The 24383-nt window shown below is 72.8% G+C and carries 22 protein-coding genes; 17 read left to right on the top strand and 5 right to left on the bottom strand.

The genetic code is table 11. The annotated features are described in order from the left end of the window. Window positions 1-136: 136 nt before the first annotated feature. Window positions 137-841, top strand: coding sequence for a GntR family transcriptional regulator (locus JOD48_RS04505; RefSeq protein ID WP_204807764.1), 705 nt, complete (start codon window positions 137-139; stop codon window positions 839-841). 28 nt (window positions 842-869) lie between these two features. Here the strand turns inward: JOD48_RS04505 and JOD48_RS04500 are convergent, their stop codons facing one another. Beyond that, entirely contained in the window at window positions 870-1361 is a 492-nt protein-coding gene (locus tag JOD48_RS04500; protein ID WP_204807762.1) for a hypothetical protein, read from the bottom strand. Beyond that, window positions 1358-1492: a hypothetical protein gene (locus tag JOD48_RS19845; RefSeq protein WP_275581435.1), complete on the bottom strand. Its 135-nt coding sequence runs from the start codon at window positions 1490-1492 to the stop codon at window positions 1358-1360. Before JOD48_RS19845 ends, JOD48_RS04500 begins: the two co-directional genes overlap by 4 nt. A 274-nt stretch (window positions 1493-1766) precedes the next feature. Between JOD48_RS19845 and JOD48_RS04495 the strand changes: the two genes are divergently transcribed. The 12 genes from JOD48_RS04495 (at window position 1767) to JOD48_RS04440 (ending at window position 17063) form a co-directional block, all read left to right on the top strand. Next, window positions 1767-2828 carry a GNAT family N-acetyltransferase gene (locus tag JOD48_RS04495; protein ID WP_204807760.1) on the top strand — a complete coding sequence of 354 codons (1062 nt, stop codon included), beginning with the start codon at window positions 1767-1769 and terminating at the stop codon, window positions 2826-2828. Window positions 2829-3125: 297 nt separating this feature from the next. Beyond that, on the top strand, window positions 3126-5390 hold the full coding sequence (locus JOD48_RS04490; protein WP_307823967.1) for a peptidase C14: 2265 nt from the start codon (window positions 3126-3128) through the stop codon (window positions 5388-5390). Between the two features lie 56 nt (window positions 5391-5446). After that, window positions 5447-7702 carry a peptidase C14 gene (locus JOD48_RS04485; protein WP_204807758.1) on the top strand — a complete coding sequence of 752 codons (2256 nt, stop codon included), beginning with the start codon at window positions 5447-5449 and terminating at the stop codon, window positions 7700-7702. A 283-nt stretch (window positions 7703-7985) separates the two neighbouring features. Beyond that, window positions 7986-9257, top strand: a complete 1272-nt coding sequence (locus tag JOD48_RS04480) for a Gfo/Idh/MocA family protein (RefSeq protein ID WP_204807756.1) — start codon at window positions 7986-7988, stop codon at window positions 9255-9257. A gap of 139 nt (window positions 9258-9396) precedes the next feature. Continuing rightward, window positions 9397-10668 (top strand): ABC transporter substrate-binding protein, encoded by a 1272-nt coding sequence (locus tag JOD48_RS04475; RefSeq protein WP_191791857.1) that lies wholly within the window; start codon window positions 9397-9399, stop codon window positions 10666-10668. Between the two features lie 78 nt (window positions 10669-10746). Then, entirely contained in the window at window positions 10747-11760 is a 1014-nt protein-coding gene (locus JOD48_RS04470; protein ID WP_239527329.1) for a carbohydrate ABC transporter permease, read from the top strand. Further along, on the top strand, window positions 11757-12683 hold the full coding sequence (locus JOD48_RS04465; protein WP_051703238.1) for a carbohydrate ABC transporter permease: 927 nt from the start codon (window positions 11757-11759) through the stop codon (window positions 12681-12683). Before JOD48_RS04470 ends, JOD48_RS04465 begins: the two co-directional genes overlap by 4 nt. A gap of 5 nt (window positions 12684-12688) precedes the next feature. Then, window positions 12689-13795: an NAD-dependent epimerase/dehydratase family protein gene (locus JOD48_RS04460; protein ID WP_307823966.1), complete on the top strand. Its 1107-nt coding sequence runs from the start codon at window positions 12689-12691 to the stop codon at window positions 13793-13795. Then, complete coding sequence (locus JOD48_RS04455) at window positions 13795-14949, top strand: dihydrodipicolinate synthase family protein (RefSeq protein WP_239527328.1); 1155 nt, start codon at window positions 13795-13797, stop codon at window positions 14947-14949. Before JOD48_RS04460 ends, JOD48_RS04455 begins: the two co-directional genes overlap by 1 nt. A gap of 7 nt (window positions 14950-14956) precedes the next feature. Next, the gene (locus JOD48_RS04450) at window positions 14957-15982 is read left to right on the top strand and encodes a hydroxyacid dehydrogenase (protein WP_191791856.1); all 1026 of its coding nucleotides are present in this window, start codon (window positions 14957-14959) and stop codon (window positions 15980-15982) included. Between the two features lie 156 nt (window positions 15983-16138). After that, the gene (locus JOD48_RS04445) at window positions 16139-16603 is read left to right on the top strand and encodes a tRNA (cytidine(34)-2'-O)-methyltransferase (RefSeq protein WP_225227372.1); all 465 of its coding nucleotides are present in this window, start codon (window positions 16139-16141) and stop codon (window positions 16601-16603) included. 127 nt (window positions 16604-16730) lie between these two features. Then, a complete protein-coding gene (locus JOD48_RS04440; protein ID WP_138825874.1) occupies window positions 16731-17063 on the top strand; it encodes a hypothetical protein in 333 nt (110 codons plus the stop codon). A gap of 83 nt (window positions 17064-17146) precedes the next feature. Here JOD48_RS04440 and JOD48_RS04435 read toward each other — a convergent pair whose 3' ends face one another. After that, window positions 17147-17677, bottom strand: coding sequence for a hypothetical protein (locus tag JOD48_RS04435; RefSeq protein WP_204807754.1), 531 nt, complete (start codon window positions 17675-17677; stop codon window positions 17147-17149). A 119-nt stretch (window positions 17678-17796) separates the two neighbouring features. Here JOD48_RS04435 and JOD48_RS04430 point away from each other — a divergent pair, with 119 nt between their 5' ends. The 4 genes from JOD48_RS04430 to JOD48_RS04415 all read left to right on the top strand — a co-directional run bounded on the left by JOD48_RS04430 (window position 17797) and on the right by JOD48_RS04415 (window position 21543). Further along, on the top strand, window positions 17797-18351 hold the full coding sequence (locus JOD48_RS04430) for a hypothetical protein (RefSeq protein WP_204807752.1): 555 nt from the start codon (window positions 17797-17799) through the stop codon (window positions 18349-18351). A gap of 155 nt (window positions 18352-18506) precedes the next feature. Then, window positions 18507-19247, top strand: coding sequence for a YcnI family copper-binding membrane protein (locus tag JOD48_RS04425; protein WP_204807750.1), 741 nt, complete (start codon window positions 18507-18509; stop codon window positions 19245-19247). An 8-nt stretch (window positions 19248-19255) separates the two neighbouring features. Continuing rightward, entirely contained in the window at window positions 19256-20941 is a 1686-nt protein-coding gene (locus JOD48_RS04420; RefSeq protein WP_204807748.1) for a copper resistance CopC/CopD family protein, read from the top strand. Beyond that, on the top strand, window positions 20938-21543 hold the full coding sequence (locus tag JOD48_RS04415; RefSeq protein ID WP_204807745.1) for a DUF1775 domain-containing protein: 606 nt from the start codon (window positions 20938-20940) through the stop codon (window positions 21541-21543). Before JOD48_RS04420 ends, JOD48_RS04415 begins: the two co-directional genes overlap by 4 nt. 85 nt (window positions 21544-21628) lie before the next feature. Here JOD48_RS04415 and xylB read toward each other — a convergent pair whose 3' ends face one another. Next, window positions 21629-23125 (bottom strand): xylulokinase, encoded by a 1497-nt coding sequence (gene xylB, locus JOD48_RS04410; protein ID WP_204807743.1) that lies wholly within the window; start codon window positions 23123-23125, stop codon window positions 21629-21631. After that, window positions 23125-24342 (bottom strand): xylose isomerase, encoded by a 1218-nt coding sequence (gene xylA, locus JOD48_RS04405; protein ID WP_204807740.1) that lies wholly within the window; start codon window positions 24340-24342, stop codon window positions 23125-23127. The genes xylB and xylA overlap by 1 nt, the downstream gene beginning before the upstream one ends. Window positions 24343-24383 lie beyond the last annotated feature (41 nt).

The raw sequence follows: 24383 nt of genomic DNA, 5'->3' as shown, positions 1-24383 counted from the left end.
CGATGGTGGCACAACGGTGCGCCCCGCACAGCCCTCGCCCCGGCACGCACCGCGGGCGGGCAGCCGGGCCCAGTTCGCCGACCGCTATCCTTCGGGGCACCTCCCGGATCGGACCGCAGAACACTACGGAGAACCCATGGCGCTCAAGAGCGTGCCCGACCTGAACGTCGCCGACCGCGTGACCGTCGAGCTGCGAGAGGCGATCTTCAGCGGCGACCTCGCGCCCGGTTCGCGCCTCGTCGAGCGCAAGCTCGCCGAACGCCTCGGCACGAGCCACATCCCCGTGCGCGAGGCCCTGACCCGCCTCACCGAGGAAGGGCTCGTCGAACGCCTCCCCCACCGGGGCGCCCGCGTCGCCGCGCTCACGAGCCGCGACCTCGAGGAGATCTCGAGCCTGCGCACGCTCCTGGAGCAGTTCGTCGTCGTGCGCGTCCAGGCCGAGTGGGACGCCAAGACCGAGGCCCGCCTGCGCAAGACCGTGCAGCAGATGGTCGACGCCGCCGAGCGCGGCAGCTCGGCGCGCGTGTTCGAGCTCGACCGCCGCTTCCACGAGCAGCTCTGGGAGCTCGCCGACCACCGCATGCTCATGACCATCACGTCCCAGCTCCGCTCCCGGATCACGGGCTTCCTGCGCGCCGCGAACGTCGCGCTGGACCCCGAGGCCCGCGTCGCGCACGCCGAGACGCACAACCTCATCATCGACGCGATCGCGAGCGGCAACCCCGAGCGGGCGCGGGCCGTCATGGCCGAGCACATCGGCGAGGCCGCGGCACGGCTCGAGAGCCACACCGAGGACGGCGACGTCGCCGAGGAACCCACGGAGGAGGCCGGCGGCGCCTGACCGGGGCTGCGGCGTGGGCGCCGCCGATTCAGGCCTGCCGGTAGCGGAGCAACAGTCGCGCGACGAGGGCTTCGTACGCGTCACGCGCGAAGACCAGGTGCAGGGGCGGAGTGAACGGCACGTCCTCGACCTCGTCGTCGGCACGGTCGCGCGGGATCTGCCAGCCGAGGTCGCGCCACTCGACGACACCCTGACCGATCACGAGCCGCGCACTCACCGCGCCGCACCCGAGGTCCGCGCACACCGGGCAGACGAGCAGCGGTACACGACCGTCGGCGAAGAGGCCCACGTCGTCGGGGGCTCCGCCGCCGAGCAGCGCGTCGAGGTACTCCGACGCGGTGGTCGGCAGGAACGGGCTCGGGTCGACCAGCGGGGCCGCAAGCCCTCCCGGTCCCTCGGCAAGGGACACGCGACCGACGAGCCGGGTGAGCGTCCCGCCGTCGACAGTCCACTCGTCGCGATACGACAGCACGCCGGAGCCGGACGCCTCCATGTGCGTCCGGATGCCCAGCTCATTCATGCGCCCTCCTGTGGTGTCGAGACCAGGGTGGCACGGAGCCACAGCAGCCCCCGCAGGACGCTGCGTGCGACGAGGGTGTTGTCGAGGTCGACGAGCACCGCCCCGGGGACGGTGCGGCGATGGTCGAACATGCGCAAAACGCTCCTCGAACATGCGGTGGGCGTCGGAATCGGGGCGATTCACGACCGTAACCACATGTTCGGCAGCGAGGGGGACGGTCGAGGGATGGACACTTCGTGCGAGGTCCAGCCCGACCTCGCACGTGCTTCGTTGCCGTGCATCGTTCACTCGAGAACGTGGATGCGAGACTATTCTTGCTATAGCAAACCGTCAAGGCGAGGCCGCCGACCGCCCTGCGCACACGCCCCACCTGCACCGACGCGCCCCCGCTCACCGAGGAGCCCCATGGAATTCCGCACCGCGACGCCCGCCGACGTCCCGTCGCTGTACGCGCTGTGGGCCGCCGCGTTCGACGCGCCGCTCATGGTCCCCGTCTACGAGACCGACGACGGCCGGCTCGACCGCACGGTCGTCGCGGTCCTTCCCGGCCCCACCCCCGCCGCGGACCGCGTCGTCGCCTCGGTCTGCTGGACCCCGCGCACGCTCGTGGGCCTCCCCGGCCCCGACGGGGCAGCCACCACGCTGGCCGTGGGTGGCGTCTCGAACGTCGCCTCGGCGCCCGACGTGCGCGGCCGCGGCCTGGTCCGCCTCGCGCTCGCCGAGGCGGTCGCACGCATGGACGCTGCGGGCATGGACGCCTCGCTCCTGTTCACGGGCACGCCGGGCGTCTACCGACCGAGCGGCTGGGAGGTCTTCGAGGTCCCCGTCACCCGTGGCCCCCTCCGGCCCGACGGCGCCGCTCGCCCCGAGCGGCCCGGCTCGGCCGGGGTCGTCGCTCGCCACGAGCGGCCGCTGCGCACGGGGTCCCCCGTCCGCACGACGTTCCCCGCCTGGGGCGCCGACCTCCCGTGGCGGGACCTCGCGGCCCTGCACGACGCGTTCCACGACGCCCCCCTGACCACGCGCCGCACGGCCGAGCACTGGCAGCGCCGGATCCCCCTCTGGTACTCGTCGGCCGAGCTCCTCACGGCGCGACGCCCCGACGGGTCGATCGTGGGCTACCTGGTCGTGGAGGTCGAGGGCGAGGTGCTGCGCGTGCGGGAGCTCGCCGTCGGGCACGGTGAGGCGCGGTCCCCCGAGGATCGCGACGCTCTCGACGTGCTCGCGCTCGCTGCACGTTCGCTGGCCCACGAGCGCGGGGTGGCCCGCGCCGAGGTGCGCCTGCCGCACATCCCGGCCACGGCGGTGCTCACCGACGCGCTGCTGACGCCGGGCGGACGCGAGACGGTGTCCGACGCGACCGGGATGCTGCGCCCGGTCCGGCGCTCGACGGCGGAGAGCGACGCCCTGCGCGCCGCGGCGGGCGGCCCCGCGGCAGGCTTCCACTGGCCCGGCGACTACCTGTGAGACGGCCACCGGCGCGGCTGCCCAGGCGTGCCCGGCGGACCTGGCGAGTCGTCACCAACCTCTTGACATTGCTATAGCACCGGCCTAATCTCCGGGAAATGCCCGGTTCATCCGGACGCAACGAAGCGCATCCATCCTGCTGTCGCGGCCTGCCGCACACAGCCTGAACCGTCCATCTCGCCCCGTCCCTCGGTGACCGCAGCCCCGGCCCGCCGGACTCCACCCGCACGCCCGTTGCCGCGCGTCGGCCACGCCTGAACGGACCCGTCTCATCGACCTGTCCGAAGGGTGACCCACGTGAAGACCCCCCTGACTGCCCGCGACAGCGCGGCAGCCCCCGACCTCTCCCCCGACCCCGCAGCCCCCGCCGACCCCTCGCGCCGCAGCCTGCTGCGCGTCGCGGGCATGGGCGCGCTGACCGCGACCGCATTCGCTCTGTCCACGGGCCTCGCCCCGTCGGCACTCGCCGCACCGCTGGGCCTGAGCAAGGACGAGCCCGACGACGAGCTCACCGTCGCGTCGTCCGTCGCCCAGCTCGTGGGCTGGCACGCGAAGAAGATTGACGACGGGACCGTCGTCCAGCTCCTCGGCCATGCGACCCCCGGCGACGGCGCCGCACGCCTGGTCCGCTACGACGCCACGAGCGAGGCGGCGGCTAACGGCGGCACCGTGCTGGCACCCCTCGGCGCGGCCGGCCGCGGCCGGTGGCACACGCTCCACACCGGCACGGCCGACTTCCGCTGGTTCGGGATCTTCGGCGCAGACGCCCCCGCGGGCAGCGCCGACGACGCGCTCGACGCGCTCGTGAACGACCCGACCGTGAGCCGCGTCGAGGGGCACACGGACCTCAACTTCGTGCGCCGCCACACCTACGCACGCTCGCACCTCGAGCTCGACTTCGGCGGCCGGACGATCACGACCGAGGGCATCGAGCGCAACGCGCACGACAACCCGTTCGGCGCCGTGCTGTTCTTCCAAGGGACCGTGACCGACGTGGCCCAGCAGCGCACGCTCGCCCAGACCCTGCCCGACCAGCGCGACGTGTTCGAGGTCGCGGACTCGTCCGCGTTCGCGGTCGGCGACTGGTGGACCGTGCAGGTCGACCCTCGGCCGGGCGGCGGGCGCGACGAGCGCGAGCTCCAGCGCCTCGTGCAGGTCACCGAGGTCGTCGATGCGGCGCACGTGCGCGTCGACTACCGCAACGGCTGGGAGCTCGCCCCGGGCCGCGTGCTCGAGTGGCGCAAGGTCGTGCCCGTCGAGCAGGTGCACGTGCGGAACATGACGTTCGTCGGGGCCGGCCCCTACGACGGCCCGCTCGACGGCGAGCTGCCCGACGACCGCGAGTACACCGGCTCGCACCCGGTCGCGTACGAGTTCGCGGTGCGCTGCGACGTGTCGGACGTGCACGGCTCCAGGACGTGGTGGCCCGTCATCATGCGCCGCTGGAACACGTTCTTCGCGACCGAGCGCTGCTCGGTCGCGAACCCGCCGACGGTCTTCTACGGCGGCGCGGGCTACCTCACGCAGCAGATCTACTGCCTGTACGGGCGGATCGCGGACTGCCGCTCGCACAACGCCCGCCACCTCAACGACCTCACGGCCTCGGCCTACTGCCTCGTCGAGAACTGCCACGGCGACGGCGACGACCAGGGCGGCAACCCCTTCACGACGCACGGCCAGTACGAGCACGACCTCGTGTTCCAGGGCAACAGCGGCCTCATGGACATCGCCAACTCGGGGGCGCAGTGGGGCATCAGCGCCAAGCGCATCACGGTCAAGGGGCACGTGGCCTCGTGGTTCACGGTGAGCACCAAGATCACGGACCTGACGCTGGAGGACGTGCACGTGGTCGCGCGCTCGACGTTCGACCAGCAGGGCAGCCTCACGGTCAACGCCGACGGCGTGCAGATGCGCGGGTGCACCGCGTCGTTCTTCGCGGTCGCGCAGCGCTCGAACCTCTCGAAGCGGCCCAACGTCATCGAGGACTGCCACTTCTCGCTGCCGGTCGCCAGCGTGCTGCACCAGACCCCGGTCGCCAACCCGGTCCACTTCGTCCGGACGAGCTTCACCGGGTTCGACGGCACGATCCTGCGCGGCGCGGGCCCGGTCACGTTCACCGACTGCACGTTCGTGGGCTCGACCGACGAGGCCTCCCCCGCGGCCCCCGCGCTCGTCGGGTCGGCCGACGTCACGATCAGCGGCGGGACCCTCACCGGCACGGGCATCCATCTCAGCGGGGTCCGCGACCAGCGGCTCACGGTCCGTGGGGCGACGGTCTCCGGCACGACGACGGCGGGCGCCCTGGTCTCGCGGGCACCTGGCCCCGGGACGGTCCAGGTGGACCTGCGGGGCGCGACGCTCGCCGCGAGCGGGACCACTGCCCACGTCGCCCTCGCGGGCACCGACGCGCTGACCGCGGTCGGCACGCGCCTGCGCGGCGGTCGCTACGACCTGGCACCGACCACGCGCGTGCTCCAGTCCGGCTGCGTCGAGCAGGGCGTCGACCGCACCGGCTTCCCCGAGGGCGACCACGTCCTCGTCACCGACTCGCTCGCGCTGTGAACCGCACGAGCTCCCCCTGCCCACCCGGAAGAACCCCTGATGAAAGGCCCCTGCAGATGACGAACCTCCTCCCGTCCGGACAGACCCCCGGCGAACCGGCGACGACGCCGATCTCGCCACGCCAGGCCCCCACGGTCGAGGCCCCCTCGCGCCGCAACCTGCTGCGCGTCGCCGGGATCGGCGGCCTCGTGGCCGCTGGCGCCCTGATGGGCACGCACCCGGCCGCAGCCGCCACGCCGACCGCCGCGGCGCCGTCGGGCGTGCTGCCCCTGAAGAAGGACGAGCCCGACGACGAGGTCCTGGTCGCGGCGTCCGTCGCCCAGCTCGTGGGCTGGCGCGCGAAGAAGATCGACGACGGGACGGTCGTCCAGCTCCTCGGCCACGCCACGCCGGGCGACGGCGCCGCACGCCTGGTCCGCTACGACGCGAAGAGCGAGGCGGCGGCCAACGGCGGCACCGTGCTGGCCCCGAAGGACGCTCCGGGCAAGGGGCGGTGGCACACGCTCCACACCGGCACGGCCGACTTCCGCTGGTTCGGGCTGTTCGGGACGGACACCCCGGCCGACGACGCGCTCGACGCGCTCGTGAACGACCCGACCGTGAGCCGCATCAAGGCGCACTCCGACCTCAACTTCGTGCGCCGCCACCGGTTCACGCGCTCGCACCTCGAGCTCGACTTCGGCGGGCACACCATGACGACCGAGGGCATCGAGAAGGCCGGGCAGGACGACCCGTTCGCGGCCGTCCTGTTCTTCCGCGGCACCGTGACCGACGACGTCCGCACCCACAAGCTCACGGCCGTCATGCCCGAGCTGCGCGACGACTTCGAGGTCGCCGACTCCTCGCAGTTCGCCGTGGGCGAGTGGTACGCGCTCGAGGTCAACGCCCTCGCGGGCAAGTGGGAGCGCGAGCTGCAGCTCCAGGTCCAGGTCACGCAGATCGTCGACGCGACGCACGTGCGCGTCAACTACCTCAACGGCTGGGAGCTCGCCGCGGGGCGCACGCTCACGTGGACCAAGGTCGAGCCCGTGCAGCAGGTGCACGTGCGCAACCTGTCGTTCGTGGGCGTCGCGGGCGGCGACCAGTACACGGGGTCGCACCCGCTCGCGTTCGAGTACGCGGTGAGCTGCGACGTCGAGAACGTGCACGGGGTCGCGACGTTCTGGCCCCTGGTGATGCGCCGCTGGTCGACGTACTTCACGACGACGCGCTGCTCGCTCGCCAACCCGGCCTCGATCACGTGGGGCGGCGCGGGCTACCTCACGCAGCAGATCTACTGCCTGTACGGGCACGTGTCCGACTGCCACACCTCGAACTGCCGCCACCTCAACGACTGGACGGCCTCGGCGTACGGCCTCGTGGAGAACTGCCACGGCGACGGCGACGACCAGGGCCCGTTCGTCACGCACGGCCAGTACGAGCACGACCTGACGTACGTCGGGAACTCGGGGCTCATGACGTTCGCCAACTCGGGCGCGGCGTGGGGCTCGTCGGCCAAGCGCATCACGGTCAGCAAGCACGTGTGCTCGTGGTTCGTCGCGCGCGTCAAGGTCACCGACCTGACGCTCGAGGACGTCCAGGTCATCCGCAAGGAGGGCCTCGCGGGCTCGGGCATGCTGTGGGTCAACGCCGACGGCGTCCAGCTGCGCGGCTGCCAGGCCGACGACACCCTGATCGTGTCGCAGGCGTCGAGCCGCTCGAAGCGCCCCAACGTCATCGAGGGCTCCCGCTTCAACGTCCTGCCGGGGACGCCGATCACGCAGGCCAACGTGACCAACCCCGTGCACCTGGTCCGCACGACCTTGAACGGGCTGGAGGGTGCGTCGTTCGCGGGCTCGGGCCCGGTGGTCCTGGACCAGTGCACGCTCGAGGCGGCCGAGGGCAAGGGCACCGTGACGGCGTCGGGAGGCCTGACGATCCGTGGCGGCGTGGTGCGCAACGTCGCGGTCGTCGCGGCGGGCACCGCGGAGCAGACCGTGCGTGTCGGCGACGGGGCGCGGCTCGAGGGCTCGCCCGCGGGTGGCACGTTCCTGAGCCGGGCGAAGGCTGACAAGCCGGTCACCTGGAACCTGGACGGTGCACGATCGGTGGCCGCGTCGGGCGACACTGGTCACGTGAAGCTAGACACAGGTATCAATCGCTGGTCGGCCGTGGGGTCCACCTTCACGGGTGGCCGCCTCCAGCTCGCCGACGGCGCGTTCGGCGCGGGCTCCTACCTCCTGCACACCGGCAACGTCGAGTCCGGCGTGCAGCGCGTCGCGATCCCGGCCGACGGCCCGACGGTCTCGACGGCAGGCACGCTCATCCTCTGACGCGGCCAGCCGAGCCTCGACCACGGGGTTGAGGTCGTCAACCGTGATGTGACGACCTCAACCCCGTTCTCGGCACCGGCCGAAGATAACGACTCGGTCGCAAGTTGACCTGACGGGCTGTCAGGGCGCAGGATCATCTGTCATAGTTGCTATAGCAAATAGCAAATGGAGCCGCACTCGCCCGGCTCTCCGCCCGCACCGACCGTTCGACCCGCACCACCAGCTCTCCCCCGCAGCCCCCGCAACGACGCAAGGACCGCTCGTGACCCGCAATGATGCACCCGTGACCGTCGCCCTCGTGGGCGCCGGCAACCGTGGTCAGACCTACGCACGCTGGATCGCCGCGCACCCCGACCGTGCGCGCCTGGTCGCGGTCGCAGACCCGCGCCCGTTCCAGCGGTCCCTCGTGAGCGACGGCGCGGCCTCGGCGAACCCCGACGCCGCCCCCGTCGCACAGTTCGCGGACTGGGAGGACCTGGTCGCAGCGGGCAACCCGGCCCGCCTCGCCGACATGGTCATCGTCGCGACGCAGGACCGCGAGCACCGCGACCCGGTCGTGGCCCTCGCCGCCCAGGGCTACGCGATCCTGGTCGAGAAGCCGCTCGCGCCGAGCGCCGAGGAGTGCCGCGACGTCGTCGACGCGGTCGAGGCCTCGGGCGTCCTGTTCGGCGTGTGCCACGTCATGCGCTACATGCCGTACACGGACCTCATGAAGTCGGTCGTGGACTCGGGCGTCCTGGGCGAGATCGTCAACGTGCAGCACCTGGAGCCGGTCGGCTGGTGGCACGACGCGCACTCCTACGTGCGTGGCCCGTGGCGCTCGGAGAAGACGTCGAGCCCCATGCTGCTCGCCAAGTCGAGCCACGACCTGGACTGGATCCGGTACGTCACGGGCAAGCGCATCCAGACCGTCGCGAGCTTCGGCTCGCTCAAGCACTTCCGTCCGCAGGAGCGCCCGGCGGGTGCTGCGGACCGCTGCCTGGACTGCCCGCTCGAACCGACGTGCCCGTACTCGGCACCCCGCCTGTACCTCGGCACGCTGCGCGAGAAGGGCGCGATCTGGCCCGTCACGGTCGTCACGGACGGCACGGACGAGGCGTCGGTGGTCGAGGCCCTGCGCACGGGCGACTACGGGAGGTGCGTCTACGCGTCCGACAACGACGTCGTGGACCACCAGGTCGTCGCGATGGAGCTCGAGGGCGGCGGTGCGGCGACGTTCACCATGACGGCGTTCTCGGAGCAGGACCACCGCAAGACGCAGATCTTCGGGACGCACGGCTGCCTCGACGGCGACGGCGAGAAGATCCGGGTCACCGACTTCCGGGACGGCTCGGTCACGGTCCACGACTCGGGGCACCACGGCGCGACCAACGCGGCCGACGACCACGGCGGCGGCGACTCGGGCGTCATGGACGCGTTCGTGCGCGCCGTCGCGACGGGCGACCCGAGCCACGTCCGGTCGGGCGCGGTCGAGTCCCTCCAGAGCCACCTCGCCGTGTTCGCGGCCGAGGAGTCGCGGCACTCACGCACCGTCGTCGAGGTCCCGGCCCGTTAGCAGCACGTCCCGTCCGGGCGGCCCTCCGGCCGCCCGGGCAGAGCAGCACCCCGCACGCGCGACGACGCGCAGGGCGGGCTCAACACCACACGGATCAACCAGCACGGTAGTCATCATTCGACGTCAAAGGAGCACGAAAATGACCATGCCGAAGAAGCACGTGGTGACCGCTCTCGCAGCGATCACCGCCCTCGGCGCTCTCACGGCCTGTGGCGGCGGCGACGCGGCCGGCGGCTCGACCCCCGTCCCCTCGGACGGCGCGGCCTCGGGGTCCGTCACCATGTGGACCTACCCCGTCATCGCGGACGAGGCGGCCCACAAGGCGTTCTGGGACGAGCAGATCGCCGAGTTCACCAAGGAGAACCCGGACGTCGACGTCAAGGTCGAGATCTACCCGTGGGCGGGTCGCGACGAGACGCTCGCGACGGGCATCGCGGGCGGCAAGGGCCCCGACGTCGTCTACCTCATCCCGGACCAGCTCCCGAAGTACGCGAAGTCCCTCGCGGCGGTCGACAACTACATCACGGACAACACGGGCGACCTGCGCGAGAACGCCGCGAAGTCCGTGAGCATCGACGGGGCCATGATGGGCGCGCCGCTGATCATGAACTCGAAGCCGCTCGTGTGCAACGCCGCAGCGTTCGACGCGATCGGCGAGTCGGGCAACTACCCGGCCACCTGGGACGACCTGATGACCTTGGCCCCGAAGTTCAAGGACGCCGGGTACGACGTCACGAACTACTGGGGCGCGGTCGACGCGACGCTCAACGAGTCCTTCTACCCGCTGCTGTGGCAGGCGGGCGGCTCGGTGTTCTCCGAGGACGGCACGGAGGTCGCGTTCGACTCCCCCGAGGGCGTCGAGGCGCTCCAGTTCGTCACGGACCTCGCCGAGGGCGGCTTCGTCGAGAAGGACCTGCTGACGACCATCCCGGCGTTCGAGCAGACCCGCACGGCGCAGGGCAAGATCGCCTGCACGTGGCAGCAGGGCCCCGGCGACGTCGCGAGCTTCTGGGGCGAGGAGAACACGGTCGTGCTCCCCTCCCTCAAGCAGGCCGAGTCGATCGGCTACGGCACGGTCGGCTCGCTGGCCCTCATGAAGAAGGCCGAGAACCTGGACGCGGCGGGCAAGTGGCTCGCGTTCGCGACGCGCCCCGAGGCGTCGGCCGAGTACGCGAAGGCGGCCGGCTGGTTCACGCCGTACACCTCGCAGACGGGCCTGTACGGCGACGACGCGACCATGGCCGCGCTCGAGGCCACGCTCGACGCCACGACCTCCGGCGACCTCAACGAGAAGTCGCGCGAGGTCATGGGCATCCTCGCCCCGGAGATCCAGGCCGCGCTCATCGGCCAGAAGACCCCTGAGCAGGCCATGAAGGACGCGGCCGCTGCCGCGAACCCGCTCCTCGGCTGATCTCGCACCACACCCACCGGGCCGGGTGGCCGCCGCTGACGCGGCCCTCGGCCCGGTGAGGCGAAGGAGAAGAACCCCATGACAGCAACCACCCCGTCCGGAGACGTCCTCGGGCCAGGTCTCGAGGGCTCCGTGCCCGACGGCGCCGCGTCCGTCGCGCGTTCCACGTCCGGTGGGCCCTCGGGCCCGTCGAAGGGGACCCGCCCGACAGGACCATCAGCGTTTCGCCGCACCATGGCCCGCCGCGAGGCACGGATCGGCCTGCTCTTCGCGCTCCCGGCCTTCCTGCTCTTCCTCGCGTTCCGCTTCGGTCCGGCGATCGCGGGCGTGGGGCTGAGCTTCTTCGAGTACACGATCGGCGGCACCGCCGAGTGGACCGGCCTCGACAACTTCGAGCGCATGGTCAACGACCCGATCTTCTGGTCCGCGATGCGCGTGACCCTGATCCTCAGCGTCCTGATCGTGCCGTTGTCGCTCGCGATCTCGACCTTCATGGCGCTGCTGGTCCGCCGCTCGTTCCGCGGCTCGGGCTTCTACCGCTCGGTGTTCTTCCTGCCGGTCGTCACGAGCCTCGTGCTCGCCGCGACGGTGTTCACCTGGGTCTTCTCGACGGGCGGCCCGTGGTCGCAGCTCATGGGACTGATCGGCCTGTCGACCGACTCGTGGCTGGGGAGCACGACCCTGGTCCTGCCGGCCCTGGCGCTCGTGTCGATCTGGTCGCGCTTCGGGTACGGGATGCTCATCCTCCTGGCCCGCATGCAGGACCTGCCGCGTGAGCTCGAGGAGGCCGCGGCGCTCGACGGCGCGAACGCCTGGCACCGGTTCTGGCACATCATCATGCCGCAGCTCAAGCCGACGCTGTTCTTCCTGGCGGTCATCGAGACCACGGCGTCGTTCCAGATCTTCGACCTGGTCTACACCATGACGGGCGGCGGGCCCGCCCGCGCGAGCTACAGCCTCGTCTACCAGATCTACGACCAGGGCTTCAAGTACTTCGACCTCGGCTACGCCAGCACGCTCGGCGTAGCGCTGTTCATCATCACCATCGTCGTTGCGCTGGTGCAGCGTCGCCTCATCGGGAGGGACAAGTGACCACGCTCGCCACCCCCGGCACCCCGGGGCACCCCGGGACCGCTGCCGGCACCACCACCTCGCCTGCCCTGACACCACGCCGCAGGCGCAGCAAGAGCTCGGGCATGGACCTGACGTGGCGCGGCAAGGTCGTGCGCTACGTCGTGCTGAGCCTCGCCGCGGTCGTGACGATCTTCCCGTTCTACGCGATGGTCGTCCTCTCGCTCAAGCCGGCCGCGGCGATCCAGTTCCCGCAGAGCCTGATCCCCACGAACCTGGGCTTCGCGGCGTACGACCGCGTGCTCGGCGCGGGGAACATCTGGACCTGGTTCGGGAACACGCTCATCTACTCGGTCGTGTCCGTGGTCCTGGTCCTCGCGTTCTCCGCGATGGCCGGCTACGCGTTCGCGAAGAAGAAGTTCCCGGGCCGCGAGGCCATGTTCTGGTCGTTCCTCGCGATGGTCATGGTCCCGTACCACGTGACCCTGATCCCGACCTTCATCCTCATGGCGCAGGTCGGCGGCCTGGACACCTACTGGGGCCTGATCCTGCCGACGCTCGCGAACGCCCAGGCGGTGTTCCTCATGCGGCAGTTCATCATGGACATGCCCGACGACCTCTTCGAGGCGGCCAAGCTCGACGGCGCGTCCGAGTGGCGCATCTTCACGCGCATCGTGCTGCCGCTGTGCAAGCCGATCCTCGCGACGCTCGGCACGTTCGTCTTCCTGTGGCACTGGAACGACTTCCTGTGGCCGCTCATCATGGGCCAGGGCACCGACCACTGGACCCTGACCGTGGGCATCGCGTCGCTGCAGCAGCAGGACGTGCCGCTCAACATGATCCTCGCCGGCGCGACCATCTCCTTCGTGCCGATCTTCGCCGCCTACCTCGTGGCCCAGCGCTACTTCCAGGAAGGCGTCACCATGTCCGGAATCAAGGGATAGCACTCGTGTCTTCGACCTCACCCAGCCCCCTGCCCGCCGCCGCCGTCGCTCCTGCCGGCGCCTCGGCCGTCGGGCGCTCCGCCGGTCCCTCCTCGCTCGCCGAGCTCGAGGACCTTCTCACCACGCCCTCGCCCGCGCTCGTCGCGGACATGGCCGCCCGCTCGGGCGACCTGGTCGTCCTGGGCGCGGGCGGCAAGATGGGCCCGAGCCTCACGGTCCTCGCCCGGCGCGCGCTCGACGCCGCAGGCCGCACGGGCGACGCCGTCCACGCGGTCTCGCGCTGGTCGGACCCGGCCCAGGCCGACCACCTGCGCGACGCGGGCGTGCACGTCGTGACGGCCGACCTCATGACGGGCGACCCGGCCGTCCTGGCCGGCCTGCCCGACGGCGCCGACGTCGTCTACATGGTCGGCGCCAAGTTCGGCACGTCGTCGGCCCCCTCGCTCGCGTGGGCCGCGAACGCCGCGCTCGTGAGCGACGTCGCGCGCCGCTACGCGGACTCGACCATCGCCGCGTTCTCGACCGGGAACGTCTACCCCCTCGTGCCCGTGTCCTCGGGCGGCTGCTCCGAGGACGACCCGACGGGTCCGGTCGGCGAGTACGCCATGAGCTGCCTCGGGCGCGAGCGCCTGTTCCAGCACGCGGCCCTCACGCGCGGCACCAAGGTCGCGAACATCCGCCTCAACTACGCGGTCGACCTGCGCTACGGCGTGCTGTGCGACGTCGCGGCGCCGATCCTCGCGGGCGAGCCGGTCGACCTGACCACGAGCCACGTCAACGTCGTGTGGCAGGGCTACGCGAACGAGGTCGCGCTGCGCGCGCTCGGCCACGCGTCGTCCCCCGCGTTCACGGTCAACCTCACGGGTCCGGAGACCGCGTCGGTGCGTCGCCTAGCAGGGCTGCTCGGCGCGGGCCTGGACCGCGACGTGTCGTTCACGGGCGCCGAGGCGGGGACGGCCCTGCTCAACGACGCGAGCCTGTGCCACGAGCTGTTCGGGTATCCCGACGTCTCGCTGCGCACGCTCGTCGACTGGCAGGCGCAGTGGCTCGCCGCGGGCCTGCCCACGAGCGGCAAGGCCACCAAGTTCACCGTGCGCGACGGGAAGTTCTGATGGGCTCGGTGGTCGACGCCATGAAGCCCGAGTCGCTCGCGCTCCTGCGCGCCGGCACGGTCATCCCGGCCCAGCCGCTCGCGCTGACCGCGGACCGCCGCTTCGACGAGCGCCGCCAGCGCGCCCTGACGCGGTACTACCACGCGGCCGGGGCGGGCGGCGTGGCCGTGGGCGTGCACACGACGCAGTTCGAGATCCGCGACGTCGGGCTCTACCGGCCCGTGCTCGAGATGGCGGCCGAGGTCTCGCGCGAGACGCTGGGTGGGCACGCGCCCGCAGGGTCCACGGTCACCGACCCGCGCCCGCTCGTCCAGGTCGCCGGAGCCGCGGGCCCCACGGCCCAGGCCGTGACCGAGGCGCAGGTCGCGGCCGAGCTCGGCTACGACGCGGTGCTCCTCGCACCTCGTGTCGCGGGGCTCGGCGGCACGCGCGAGGAGGTCGAGCGCTACCTGCTCGACCGCGCGAGGGCGGTAGGCGAGGTCCTGCCCGTGATCGGCTTCTACCTCCAGGAGGCGATCGGCGGGCCGCGGCTCTCGGTCGACTTCTGGCGCGAGCTCGCGTCGATCGAGGCCGTGGTGGCCGTCAAGGCCGCGCCGTTCGACCGGTACCGGACGATCGACGTGCTGCGCGGCGTGGCCGAGTCCGGCCGCGCCGACCAGATCTCGCTCTACACGGGCAACGACGACGCGATCATCGCCGACCTGGTCTCCGAGGTCGACGTCCCGGTCGCGGGGAGCGCGAGCCCGTACACCGCGCGCTTCGTCGGCGGCCTGCTCGGCCAGTGGGCCGTGTGGACGCGGGGTGCGGTCGAGACCCTGCGCCTCGCGCAGGCCGCGCGCGGCGTCACGTCCGACGGCACGCTCACCGTGCCCGACGACGCGGCCCTGCGCCTCCTGGTCGCCCGTCAGACCGGGCTCACCGACGCCAACGCCGCGGTGTTCGACTCCGCGAACGACTTCGCGGGCGTCATCGCGGGGGTGCACGAGGTCCTGCGCCGCCAGGGTCTGCTCGAGGGCATCTGGTGCCTCGACCCCGCCGAGACGTTGTCGCCCGGGCAGGCCGACGAGCTCACGCGCGTCACGGCCGCGTACCCGTGGCTCGGTGCGTCGGACGACGCGTTCATCGCCGAGCACCTCGACGCGTGGCTGGGATGATCCTGCGATGAGCCGCACCACGAGCGTCGTCAGCGTCTCCCCCGCGCTGCGGGCCGAGTTCTTCACGCCCGCGGCATGGGAGACTCTGACGGCGCTGACCGACGTCGTCCTCGTCGACGACCCGGCCACGCTGGGCGCGACGCTCGACGCCCGGACCGGTGCTGCGCCGTCGGGCCTCTCACGTGCTCAGGTGCTCGTCATCTCGTGGGGCACCCCGCGCCTCGACGCCGCGCTGCTCGACCGCCTGCCGGGCCTGCGGCTGGTCGCGCACACGGGCGCGAGCGTCAAGCCGTTCGTCACGCCCGAGCTGTTCGCGCGCGGCGTGCGCGTGACGCAGGCCGGGCAGGGCATGGCGCAGTCGGTCGGCGAGGTGTCGGTCGTGTTCGCCATGGCCCTGCTGCACCAGCTCCCGCGGTTCCACCACGGCCTCGCGTCGGGCGCCTCGTGGGAGGACGCCGAGGACGCGCCACCGCGGTTCGAGATCGCGGGCACGCGCGTCGGCGTGATCGGCGCGTCCCGGACCGGGCGCGCGGCGATCACGATGCTCCGCGCGCTCGGGGCCGAGGTCGTGGTCGCGGACCCGACGCTGTCGGCCACGGACGCCCAGGCGCTGGGCGTCACGCTCCTGAGCCTCGACGACCTGCTCGCGACGAGCCGCATCACCATGCTCCACGCACCCACGCTGCCCGAGACGCACCACCTCGTCGGGGCGCGCGAGCTCGCGCTCATGCCCGACGGCGCCGGGCTCGTCAACACCGCCCGGTCCTGGCTGACCGACGAGGAAGCCCTGCTGCGCGAGGTCGCGAGCGGACGGATCGACGCTGCGCTCGACGTGTTCGACGCCGAGCCGCTGCCCGTCGACCACCCGCTGCGGACACTGCCGAACGTGCTCCTCACGCCGCACCACGCCGCCGCGACGGTCCAGGGGCGGCTGCGGCAGGGGTCGATCGTGGTCGAGGAGATCGCGCGCTTCCTGGCGGGAGATCCGCTGCAGCACGAGGTCGACGAGGCTGCGCTCACCCAGATGGGCTGAGCCCCCCCGACACGTCGGCCGCGGGGCGGTGGGAGAATCGGGACCATGCCCGACGACGTCCCCTCCTCCCCCGTGCCCGCACCCTCGCCCGGGGTCACCGGCGCAGAAGACTGGCGCCCGCACCTCGGCACCGGCGCCGAGCGCCCCGCCCCGACGCTGCCCCACCTCGTGTTCTTCGAGCCGCGCATCCCCGGCAACACGGGCAACGCGATCCGGCTCGCGGCCGTTACCGGCGCGCGCCTGCACCTCGTCGAACCCCTGGGCTTCGACCTCGACGAGCCCAAGCTCCGCCGCGCGGGCCTCGACTACCACGACCTCGCCGCGCTGGAGGTCCACGCCGACCTCGACGCAGCCCTGGCCTCGATGCCCGAGGCACGCGTCTTCGCCTTCACGACCAAGGCCACGACCCGCCACACCGACGTCGAGTACCGCCCGGGCGACGTGCTGCTGTTCGGCCCCGAACCCACCGGCCTCCCCGACGACGTCCTGGCCCACCCCCGGATCACCGACCACGTCAAGATCCCCATGCTGCCCGGGCGCCGGTCGCTCAACCTGACCAACAGCGCGTCGATCGCAATCTACGAGGCGTGGCGACAGACGGGGTTCGCGGGCGGCGTGTGAGGGATTCCCCGTACAGGGTGAAATGTCCATGGAAGGGTTTTCACGGATGTCCTGGCACCGGCGTCCAGGATGGACTGGACAGGTCCGGGGGACGACGACGTCCCCTCACCTGAAGCGAAGGAGCTCCATGCGAACCACCGGGAAGCGCGCCCTGGCAGTCTCAGCCCTCGTCGCCGCCACCGTCGCCCTGGCGCCGGCCGCGAACGCGGCCCCCTACGACGCCGGGCCCTGCACGTTCGACCTGACCCGCACCGGGAACACGTTCCGCCTCGACGCCGGCACGTGCGACTGGGTGCACCTCGAGGTGACCGCCAACGCCTGGGGCATCAACCTCTCCCGGTCGGCCTCGACGACCGACGTCACCACGTTCACGATCGAGGGACCGGCCTGGTCGGTCACCAAGGGGCTCGCCGTCGGGCGCCTCGGCGCAGTGACCGGGCCAGTGGTCCGGGTGCTCTGACGCCATGACCTGAGACGTGAGCCCAGGTGGGCCCGGTTCCCGCTCGGGGACCGGGCCCACCTCGTGCGTGCGCCCGGAGCGGGTCAGCCGTCGAGGACCGAGAGCCGACCGGTCTGGACGTCCTGGACGATCACCTGACTCGGCACACGGCCCGGTGGGAAGGCCACGGCCACCATCACAGCCACAGCGACCACACAGGCCACCACGACGACCAACCACCGGGCCCGAGCCGGCCGGGCTGATGCGGCGACGTCGGGCCGCGCCAAGGAGTCCACGAGGCGCGCCGCTCGAAGCACCGCCACGGTCAGCACCGCCGCTCCCGCCCCGACGGACAGGACGTGCGCCGCGAACGCCCCCTCGCCGACCGACCACTGCCAGCTCGAGAGGTCGACGCTCCCGAGACGGTCGACCGCGGACGCCTGGAGCACGCGCCCGAGGTGCCTCAGCAGCGATGAGGCGCCGAGCAGCAAGACCCCGGCCACGAGGAGAGGGAAGACCCGAGCAGCATGTGGTCCCGCCGCACCGGCCGACTCGGACGCCTCGTCCGGAACGGGCGGTTCGAGGGCGTCAAAGCCCTCCGCGTCCACAGGGATGAGGTCGATGGGATGCACCATCCGTGCATCCTGGCAGAAAGTCCGGTCTGCGGACGGGTCCCTGCCTGGAGAGGCGCACGCAGATGGCCGTTCCTGGACACGGGGTCCTTTTCTGACGCTCTGCCCGCTACAGTCGTCGCGTGCTGTCGCCGGCGGTCGGTCTGCTGCGCGGGGTTCGAGCAGGGTTGCTCGCCACCGCGGTCGTCGGGCTGTCCCTGGTCTCGCACCGCCTCGCCGGGGGCGCGGCACCGGGAGCCGTCCCGGTCGTGGTCCTCGTGATGCTCACGGCCGTGATGCTGCGCGGCATCCTGGGCCGCCGCCTGGCGTTGCCGCTCCTGCTGGGCGTGCTCGGTCTGGGCCAGGTCGTCCTGCACTACACGTTCGAGCAGTGCGCGCTCCTCGCGGCGTCCCCGGTGCCCGCGCACGCGCACTCCGCCGAGAACCCCGTGCCCATGCTCGCCGCGCACGTGCTCGCGACGCTCGTCGTCTCGGTGCTCCTGACCCACGCGGACCGCGCGCTGTGGGCCCTGTGGTCATGGCTGACCATGCGCTCGGTCCCGCGCCTCCTGCGTCCTCCCGCTGCCCGGGGGCGGGGCGTCCTCGTCCTCGCCTCGACGTCCCCCGCCCCCGCCGCCCCCGGCAGCGGTGCGGTCATGGGGCGCGCCCCTCCCGTCCTGGTCCACGCAGCACCTTGACCTCGGTCGCGGCTCCCTGCCGCGACCCGCTCCCTGCCGCCTCGACGGCGCACACGTCGTCGAGCCGCACCCCCACGCGTCCAGCGACCGCGGGGCCCGCGTGCCCGCGGCGGGAGCGACCCTGCGTTCGACCACGGAAGGCCTGTGCCCCGATCATGAAGCGTTCACCGAAGCTCCTCACCGTCGCCGCGGCGACGACCCTGCTCCTCGCGCTCGGCGCGAGCGGCGCGTCCGCCCACGTGTCGGTCAACCCCGACACGACCACCGCGGGCTCCTACGCCCTCCTGACGTTCGGCGTCCCGCACGGCTGCGGCGAGTCGTCGACGACGAAGGTCTCGATCCAGATCCCCGAGCCGATCACGAGCGTGACCCCCACGGTCAACCCCGGCTGGGACGTCGAGAAGGTCATGGTGACCCTCGCGACCCCGATCGACGACGGTCACGGCGGCCAGCTCACCGAGCGCGTCGGCGAGATCGTCTACACCGCGAGGACGCCGCTGCCCGACGGGTACCGGGACGCCCTCGTCCTGTCGACCAAGCTCCCCGACGCCGTCGGCGAGACCCTCGTCTTCCCGACCGTCCAGACCTGCCAGGAGGGCGAGTCCGCCTGGGTCCAGGTCGCGGCCGAGGGCGAGGACCCGCACGACCTCGACCTCCCCGCCCCGACCCTGACGATCACCGAGGCTGAGGAGGCGCACGGGGACGTCGAGACGGTCTCCGACGCGGCCGCCTCGGAGGCCGCGAGCGCCGACGGCACTGACGACACGGCCGACGCGGCCGGGTCGTCGGACGAGCCGTCGTCGCTGCCCCTCGTCCTGTCCGGGGTGGCGCTCGTGCTCGGTGCGGCGGGGCTCGTCCTGGGCGGCGCCGCGTTCGCCCGTCGCCCCAAGGCCTGACGCGACCGATGAACGTCGCCCGCGTCCTGCGCGGGGTGACGGCGGTCGTGGTGTCGGCCGTGGCCGGGGTGGTGCTGATGCTCGCGTCAGCGTCCCCGGCCGCGGCCCACGCCGTGATCGTCGACAGCGATCCTCGGGACGGCTCCGTCGTCGAGGACTCCCCCGCCCTGCTGACCCTCACTTTCAACGAACCCGTACAGGTGCCGCCCGGCGGCGTCGCGCTGCTCGACGCCGCGGGGACGGCCGTGGCCGTCACGCCCACGGCGGTCGACTCCCGCGTGGAGATCGCGGTGCCCGCTGTGCTCGACGACGGCACGTACGTCGTGAGCTGGCGCGTCACGTCCGGGGACACCCACCCGGTCGCGGGGGCGTTCACGTTCTCGGTCGGAGCACCGAGCGACACCGTCGCCGCGGTCCCCGAGCCCTCGACGTCGGCGGCGGTCTCGACGCTGCGGCGGGCGTCCCAGGCGCTCGTCTACGTCGGGACGCTCGGGGTGGCCGGCCTCGTGGTCTTCGAGCTCCTGCTGCTCGACGCGACCCCGGGGGCCATGCCCGTGCTCCGGCGTCGGCTCGACCGCACGCGCCGGGGGCTCGCGGTCCTCGCCGGGGCGGGGCTGCTCGTCTCGGTACCGGTCACGGCCGTGTGGCAGGCGGGCCGCGCGGCCGGAGCGCTCCTGGAGCCGGAGGTCTGGACCGCGGCCCTGGGGTCCGAGTCGGCCCTGGCCGCGCTCCTCGGCCTGGTGGGACTGGTCGTCGCGACCATCTTCTGCCCCCGGGCGGGCCGGGCGACGCGTCGGCGGTGGCCCGTCCCGCTCGCGCTCGGCACTGCCGCGCTGGCCGCGACCTCGCTGACGGTCGTGGGGCACACCCGGACGTTCGGCCCGGCGTGGCTCGTCCTCGGTGCCGACGTGCTGCACGTGGCCGCGGGGTCCGTGTGGTTCGGCGGGATCGTGGGGCTGTGCCTGCTGCTCGCGCGCTCCTCGGGGGCGTCTGCCCAGCGCTCGGCGCGCACGGTCCTGCGCTTCTCGACCGTGGGCGCGTGGCTCGTCCTCGCGCTCGCCCTGAGCGGCGTGCTGCTGGCCTGGCGCATCCTCGGCTCGCTCGACGCGCTGGTGACCACCGGGTACGGCCGGACGCTCCTGGTCAAGGTCGCCCTTGCGCTGAGCCTCGTGGCGATCGCGGCGTGGAACCGGTACGGGTTGGTCCCGCACGTCGCGGAGGGTCCCGAGGGCCGTCTGCGTCTGCGCCGGACGGTCGTTGCCGAGGCGTCTGTCCTGACGGTGCTGCTGGTCGTGACCGGGGTGCTCGTCTCCCAGAGCCCGGTCGAGGCGCGGACCCGGGTCCCCGTCGAGGCGCAGAGCACTGCGCCCGCCCAGGAGTTCGACGAACCCCTCGGGTCCGGGTCGCTCCAGGCCAGGGTCACGCCGGGCGCGCTCGGCATCAACTCGCTCGAGCTGACCGTGCTCGACGCCGACGGCGCCCCGTTCGACCCCGTCGCGCTCCCCGAGGTGGGGCTCACGCAGCCCGAGCTGGGCATCGGCCCCTTCACGCCCACCGTCACACGGACCGGCACCGGGACCTACCTGGCCTCGATCGACCTGCCGATGGCCGGGGCGTGGGACGTCACGGTCGGCGTCCGCACCTCGAAGTACGAGAACCCGGTCGTCACGCTTCCCGTGGAGGTCTCCCCATGACGCGCCGTTCTCGCGCAGCCGCGGCCCTCGGTCTCGCCGCGCTGCTGACCGTGGCGGGCGTGCAGGGCGCGGCGGCCCACGTCCTCCTGGAGACCGCGACGCCGAACGGGGACGGCACCACCACGCTCACGTTCTCGTTCGAGCACGGGTGCGACGGCGCCCCGACGACGGGCCTCGACCTCACGCTCCCCGCAGGGGTCGAGGCCGTCTCGACCGCCGAGCCGGAAGGATGGGTGTCGACCCAGGAACCGGGAGGGGTCCGCTGGGAAGGGACCCCGGTCGCCGACGGCACCGCTGCCCGGTTCGAGCTCGTCGCCAGGGTCACGGGCACCGCCGGGCAGGCCTTCTGGTTCCCCACGACGCAGACGTGCACCGAGGGCTCGTACGACTGGGTCGACACCGACCCGGCGGGCGGGCACCCCGCGCCGAGCTTCGTGGCGACCACCGCGACGCTCGCCCCGCAGCCGGTCGCGCCGGGTGGGCCCGGCGCGACCTCCGGGCCTGCGGGCGCGAACCTCGCGCAGACCCTGGCGGCGGTCGCGGCCGCCTCGCTCGCCGCGGCGGCCGCGGGCACCTGGTACCTCGCCCGGCGTCGCGCCTGAGCGGCACGTCGGGCCGTGCACCGCGAAGGGGCCGCCGTTCCCGCAGGAACGGCGGCCCCTCGTCAGGACACCAGCGACGACGACCTCAGGTCAGGTCGCGCACCGCCGCGTACCCCGCGCGGATCCCGGGCTCGGGGTCCGCGTCGTAGCCCGTGCTCGACGACGTCTCCCACCGGGAAGCCTCCGCCTCGCCCGACAGCACCCACGCCGCCTGGCGAGCGGCGCCGTCGGCCACGTACTCGCCCGGCTCGGGGACCGTGACGGGCAGGCCGAAGACCTGCGGTGCGATGCGCCGCACCGCCTCGGACTGCGCGCCGCCGCCGATGAGCTGGAGGCGCTCGACCTGCACGCCCTGCGCGCGCAGGGCGTCGAGCCCGTCGGCCAGGCCGCACAGCATGCCCTCCACGGCGGCCCGCGCGAGGTGCGCGGGCGTCATGGTCGCGAGACGCATGCCGTGCAGGGTGCCGCTCGCGTCCGGCCGGTTCGGCGTGCGCTCGCCCTCGAGGTAGGGGACGAGCACGAGGCCGTCGGCGCCCGCCGGGGCCTGGAGCGCGAGCCGGGACAGGCCCGCGTGGTCCACGCCCAGGACCCGCGCGGTCGCGTCGAGGACGCGGCTCGCGTTGAGGGTCACCCCGAGCAGCAGGTAGTTGCCCGTGGCGTCGGCGAAGCCGTTGACGAGCCCGCTCGCGTCGGCCGTGGGGGACGTCGCGATCGCGGAGACGACGCCTGAGGTCCCGATCGAGACCGCGACGTCGCCCGCGCGCATGCCGAGGCCCAGGGCCGCGGCCGCGTTGTCCCCCGCGCCGGGGCCGATCAGGGCCCCGTCGCTCACCGCGGCACCGGCGACGGTGGCCGAGGCCACCCCGCCGTCCTCCCCCGGGCCGAGGACCCGGGGCAGCACCACGTCCGAGCGTCCGAGCGCGAGCTCGAGCAGGTCGGTGCGGTAGGCCCCGCGCCCGCCGTCGGCCGAGGCGTCGAAGTAGCCCGTCCCGGACGCGTCGGAGCGGTCGGTCACGAGCGCGCCGAGGTCGGGCTCGAGCCCCTCGCTCCGCGGGCCGTAGCCGGCGATCCGCCACGTCAGCCAGTCGTGCGGGAGCGCGACGGCCGCGACCCGTGCCGCGTTCTGCGGCTCGGCGTCGCGCAGCCAGCGCAGCTTCGTCACGGTCAGCGACGCGACGGGCACGGACCCGACGGCCTCGGCCCACGCCTTGGCCCCGGCACCGGTGTCCCCGGCGCCGAGCTCACGGACCAGGTCCTGCGCGGCGCCGGCCGAGCGGGTGTCGTTCCACAGGAGCGCGGGACGGATCACCTCGCCGTCGGCGTCGAGCACGACCATGCCGTGCTGCTGCCCGCCCACGGCCAGGGCCGCGACGTCGTCGAGCCCGCCCGCGACCTCGGCCGCGGTGCGGAACGCGGCCCACCAGGCGTCGGGCGAGACCTCGGTGCCGTCGGGGTGCGACGCCGAGCCCGAGCGCACCAGCGCCCCGGTGCGCGCGTCACGGACGACGACCTTGCACGACTGCGTCGACGAGTCGACCCCTGCGACGAGGACGCCGGCGGCCGACCCGGGAGAGCCGCCCATCAGCCGATCAGGTGCTTGAGCGCGAGCTGGTTGAGGCGCACGAAGCCGAAGTCGCGCTCGGCGGCGGCCTCGACGTCGAACTCCTCGTAGGCGCCGCGGTCCGCGATCAGGTCGGCGACGGTCTCGCCCGCACCCAGGGTGCTCTCGCCGAGCTCGAACACGCCCGCGTGCTCGAACGCGGCCTGGACCTCGGGGTCGGCCCGGTACTCGGCGGACTTGCGCGCGAGCATCGAGTAGGTCTCCATGTTGGCCTTGGCCGAGTCCCAGACGCCGACCTCGTTCTCGGTGCGCGAGGGCTTGTAGTCGAAGTGGCGGGGGCCCTCGTAGCGGGGTCCGCCGTTGGGGAAGCCGCTCTCGATGAGGTCGACCGTGAAGAACGCGGAGAGCAGGTCGCCGTGGCCGAACACGAGGTCCTGGTCGAACTTGATGGACCGCTGGCCGTTGAGGTCGATGTGGAAGAGCTTGCCGGCCCACAGCGCCTGCGCGAGGCCGTGCGTGTAGTTCAGGCCCGCCATCTGCTCGTGGCCCGTCTCGGGGTTGAGGCCCACGATGTCGCCGTGCTCGAGCTTCGCGATGAGCGCGAGGGCGTGCCCGATGGTCGGGAGGAAGATGTCGCCGCGGGGCTCGTTGGGCTTGGGCTCGAGCGCGATCTTGATGTCGTAGCCCTGGTCCTTGATGTACGCGGCCGTGAGGTCGAGGCCCTCGGCGTAGCGCTCGTGCGCGGAGTGGAGGTCCTTGGCGCCGTCGTACTCGGTGCCCTCGCGGCCGCCCCACATGACGAACGTCTTGGCGCCGAGAGACGCGGTGAGGTCCACGTTGCGCAGCACCTTGCGGAGCGCGTAGCGGCGGACGCCGCGGTCGTTCGAGGTGAGGCCGCCGTCCTTGAAGACGGGGTGGCTGAAGAGGTTGGTCGTGACCATCTCGATGGTCAGGCCGGTCTCGTCGGCGGCCTTCTTGACCTCGCCGAGGAGCTGCTCGCGGGTCGCGTCGTCGGAGCCGAAGGGCACGACGTCGTCGTCGTGGAACGTGAAGCCCCACGCGCCCAGGTCGGCGAGCTTGCGCACGGACTCGGCCGGGTCGAGGTGGGGGCGGCTGGCTCCGCCGAACTGGTCCTGGCCGGTCCAGCCCACGGTCCACAGGCCGAAGGAAAAGTTGATGTTCTGGTCGATCGCGTCAGCCACGACAGTCTCCTCGTCGAGATGGGCCGGCTCAGTCATCGAGCAGGCCGTCATTTGTTGTATGGATGAACTTATGCGGT

The sequence above is a fragment of the Oerskovia paurometabola genome (assembly GCF_016907365.1).
Lineage (GTDB): Bacteria > Actinomycetota > Actinomycetes > Actinomycetales > Cellulomonadaceae > Oerskovia > Oerskovia paurometabola.
This window is presented reverse-complemented; position numbering and strand designations above follow the sequence as displayed.